Raw genomic sequence first — 4,324 nt, forward strand, 5'->3', positions numbered from 1 at the left:
CGAAAACGCTCACTGTGGTCACCAAGGCCGGCTTCAAGAAGTACGACTTTGCCGAACTGCCGGTGGCCGAGCCGATGCAGCGCTCGCTGGCCGCACTCTTCGCGGCCCGATCTCGGGGGGACGTCCAGCTCCCACGCGACGAGCGAGTTCCATGCCGTCGCCTGTTCGAGAAGCTACTGGACGCCCACCACGGTGAGTGCAGGCCCGACCGCCTCACGGCATTGCCGCGGTCGACGTCCAGGATCAGGAGGTGGCGCACCTGGTTGCGGGACTGGATGGTGACGGTGTCCTCGCGCGGCGAGTCCGTGAGCCCGGGTGAGAGCCCGCTCGGCTTCCTCCCGTACGCCGCGTCCGGCAAGGGTTATTCCCACTTCTTGACATTGGGGGATGGGTTGGGAGTCTTTCCGTTGAACAGATGGTTCCGGAAGGCGATGATCTGCATTCCCTTGACGGTCACTGTGTCCTCGGTGAACTTGGACGTGAAGTGCGAGCCCTCCTTTCCCCCGTTGTACTTTCCCTGGAAGGTAATGGCGCCGTACCCCACCGTCGCATCGGCCCCAACCTTCTTGATCTCCGTTTTGAGAGCCGTCACCAGTGACTTGGACTTGATTTTCAGGTCCTTGATGAAGATGACGTGGAGCGGGTAGGCGACCATGTATCCCTTTGGGGGCTTTTTCCCGTCGGAGAGATTGCCGTTCTCCCACCCTTCAGTCATCTTCCAGCCGCGAGTCTCCAGGAATTCGGGGTAGAACCAGGGGCGTACGATCTGCGCCTGGGTGATTTCGAACTCAACCTCGAACTCATCGAGCTTGTAGTCGTGGGTGTATGTCTCGGAGTACGACTTGGCCCCTCCGGAGGCATGCCACAATCCCCAGTTACCACTGGCACCCACCTGCCACTCTTCGTACTTCTTGACCTTTTTATCGTCCAGCTGCTTGCTCACAAGGGAGTATGTTGTCCATCCGCCCTTGGCGAAGTTCGCCGGAGTGAGGGTGGTGAAGGGGTACTTGGCGGGACCGGTGAATTGGTTCGCCCGGTAAGTGCTCTGCAGTTCGCGCTTCCACTGTTTTGCGGATCGCTGGGTGAACTGTTCAATGGTGGCGAACGCCTCTTCGATCTTTCCCTTGTAGCCGAAGCTAATCCAGTCACTCCACGCGGTTTTGACCTCTTCGAGGTACGACTCGCCGTTGAATTGCCAGTCCTGGAGCCAGTGCGCCTCTTCAGCCTTGGGGCAGGTGAGATGGCGAAGGCGCTTCCTGTTGTACTCCATGACGGACTTCACGTAGGCCGTCATGTATTTCCGGTAATTCTCGTACTTTGTGGTGGGCTCGATCTCCTCGTTCGGCTTGCCCTCGTTCTTTACCGTGAAGATCACAGCGCGGGCTTTTTTCAGCGCCTCCTCGTCGTTCGGGCTGAGCTCGTCTACTGCCACCTTGGAGTTTCTCAGGATGAGTTCGTATTTGGTACTGAGACGCGAGGCGCTGTTGATCTTCCAGATGGCCACACCGTCGTACACCGCTTCGTGGCTGGGCACCACGTCGACCAACATGGCGAAATTGAAGGCCGCCTGTTGGCGGGCTTTGATCTCTTCGGCGCTCCCTGTGAATCCGAATCTGGCGAAGTCGAAATCGGCCGCCTCATATGGGAGCCCGGGCATACACATAGTGATGAATGATTCTGGGTCGGTTTTTGCGTCCTTGTCTTTCGCCACTGCATAGAAGATCTGGTTCTGCAGAGCCTCGCCGATTTCTTTGAGGGAGTGTGGCGCCATGGTGAACTCTTTTCCGTGAGGGGGGCTGTCGCTTGGGTCAGACTGCACCGGCCATGACCGCGCAGATCTGGGCGTTGAAGGGGCGGTTAAAGGCCGACAGTCGATTCAGGCGGTGGGCGACGATGTGCCACTGTCAGCCCCAGGGGAGGTTGGGATCGGGATCCGGACTCTTGGGTAGCAGCCGACACTTCAGGGCTGCGAGATAGATGGTCTCGGGCGCGGTGGACTGGTGGCTGGCCTTGCTATAGGTGGTCCACCTGATTTTGGGGTTCCAGTCTTCACCGGTCGCAGAGAACACCCATTTGACGAGGTCGCCAGAGCGGGTTGTAGCTGCGAGAAGATATCCCTCGCTGAGGACGCTGCCCTGCACGAACTGCAATTCGTCCCTACCGAAGTGGACCTTTTTAAGATCCTGGTAGGTGACATCTTCATACTTGGCCTCGGGGGGAAGGAATCCCCAGCGGACGCTAGGCGCCAGATTCACGGTGTACCACAGCTCGTTTCCCCTTTTTTCGATCTGCAGCCACCAGTCGGTTCTGGTCTCCCAACCGTTGTCCCGGTGCTGGTAGAGGCCCGTCTCCATAGAAAGGGCGTATCCGTTGCCCCATTCCTGACGGCCGGTGTGCCGGATGTCGATCTCTTCCTCATCTCGGCCGTCCACCGGCGCCGAATAGAGCGGGAGTTCCGGCACACCTGCGTGGGCGGCGTCACTCTCTCTGCCGGTCACGGTGCGGTACACGGTGATGTTCCGGGTCAGCGCAACCGATTCGACGTACGCCGGACAGCGACCCGTGGGTGGTGCGCCGCCATCGCTGAGGGGAGCTTCCTCCTCCGGACGCCACCACTTCCAGGCGCGTGAGCCGAACATCGTCATGGGGTGTTCGAACCAGGGCCGCACGACGTCCACGGGGCAGTGGTCGAACGCGAAGCTGGTGATCCGCAAGTCCACCGAACTGGGATCGATGCCGGAGCCTCCGGACTTGAGGAGTTCGAGAAACTCCTGACGGCCCACCCTCAGGCGGGGCCATTCCTTGTCGAGCACTTCGTCCCCCGGCGAGAAGGGGCTGACGGCGTACTTGGATCCGTTGGGAGCTGTGGACCAGTCATTCAGCCGCGCCGGGTCGAACGCCTTCCGGAAGCGCCCCCATTCCTGGGCCGGGGACTTGGCGCCCAGGGAGGCAAGGGTTTGCAGATATTCCTCGACCTTCTCCTTGTGGCCCAGACTCTCCCAGTTGCTGAGGGCGTCGTTACGCGCGGCGGCCAGGCGGGGTTCGTCGACCTCCTTCCACTGCTTGATGGCTTTAGGGTCGTGTGAGTTCTTCGCGGCCTGCTCGCCTTGGCTGTAGGCGAGTCGCGCGTGGAAGTAGGCGTCCCGGTACTTCCGGTAGTCCTTCAGGTGCTCCGAGGGTTCGGACGATTCCGTGTACAGGTACTTCCGGGCCTCGTCGTAACTCGTCTGTTCCTGTGGCGTCAGGTCGCTCTTGGCGAGCTTCGCGTTGAGCACGGTTCCGTAAATGTCCCAGAGGAACCCTGCGTGCTTCCACCCCGAAGGAGTTCCTTCCGGCAGCCTATTGACCAGCCGGGAGAACTCGGCGTACGTGACCTTCTGCTCGTAGGTCGGCTGCTTGGCAGAGAAACGCAGATGATCGGCCTTGTAGGCGTAGGTGCTCGGGGGCGCCTTCACCACATGTCCAGGCTGGCTGCTCAGCTGCCGGACCTTGGCCAAGAGCCCTGCAACAACGGCGACGTCGAGAGACCACCCCTCCTCGGCGGACTGCGTTTCCCCTTTGGTTCTCGTCTGTGTCATCGTTCCTCGTTCCGCGTCGCGAGCTTGGGAAGCCGTCGAACATAGTTCCGCCTCTGCGATGCCGGAGACTGACTCCGCAGGCGAACATGCCACTCGGTGGCGGCCATGCAAAAGACCGTCCGCCCCCGGCACACGGGGCGTGAATCGCGAAATCTCACATGGTGATGTGTGTCCGGCTCATGGCGACGCCGAGCCGCCTACGACGAAGGCCCTGTTCAGGTTCGTGCCTAATCGGCAGTGAGCGTCTAAGGCGCGCTACACGATGGGGGGCGTCCGGAGGCAGAGCGGTAGCCAGCGGCGCGCGAATCATGATCGAGTAACACCGGTCGTGATCAAGTACCACCGACCAATCGGGCGTCGAAAGGGGCCGTCCGGCACGCGCGATGCGCGGCCGTGTGCTGTCAGCAGGGACGAGAAGGCCGTCGAATGCGCGAAGGAGATGTACACCGCCTCGCTCGGCGAGGGGGTCGTGCCGCGCCCGCTGTCGATCCAGCCGATGGCCGGGCGTCTGCCGGACGGGAACATGCAGGCCCTGCAGCAGTTCGTGAACCAGTCGCCGTGGGATCCGCTGCCGGCCAAGCAGCGGATCGCCGAGCGGCTGTCCCAAGTCGTCAGGCCCGAGGTGTGGGTGATCGACGACGTATCGTTTCCCAGGTGCGGCAGACCTCGGTCGGGGTGGCCCGCCAGTACTGCGGAGCGGTCGGCAAACGGGCGAACTGCCAGGTCGCAGTCAGTGAGCGTTTTCA

General features: G+C 61.6%; 2 protein-coding genes and 1 pseudogene. 1 reads left to right on the top strand and 2 read right to left on the bottom strand.

The features are described 5' to 3' along the window. Positions 1-361: 361 nt before the first annotated feature. Together ACH4DZ_RS44950 and ACH4DZ_RS44955 are read right to left on the bottom strand one after the other, a co-directional pair. Positions 362-1,771 (bottom strand): hypothetical protein, encoded by a 1,410-nt coding sequence (locus tag ACH4DZ_RS44950; protein WP_398295604.1) that lies wholly within the window; start codon positions 1,769-1,771, stop codon positions 362-364. 133 nt (positions 1,772-1,904) lie between these two features. After that, the gene (locus tag ACH4DZ_RS44955; RefSeq protein WP_398295605.1) at positions 1,905-3,578 is read right to left on the bottom strand and encodes a hypothetical protein; all 1,674 of its coding nucleotides are present in this window, start codon (positions 3,576-3,578) and stop codon (positions 1,905-1,907) included. A 475-nt stretch (positions 3,579-4,053) separates the two neighbouring features. On the opposite strand from ACH4DZ_RS44955, the pseudogene ACH4DZ_RS44960 reads away from it, so the two are divergent. Then, positions 4,054-4,324 (top strand): annotated as a pseudogene (locus ACH4DZ_RS44960) (transposase); the annotation flags it as partial.

It is taken from the genome of Streptomyces sp. NPDC017991 (genome assembly GCF_044328075.1).
In the GTDB taxonomy this organism is placed as follows: Bacteria; Actinomycetota; Actinomycetes; order Streptomycetales; family Streptomycetaceae; genus Streptomyces.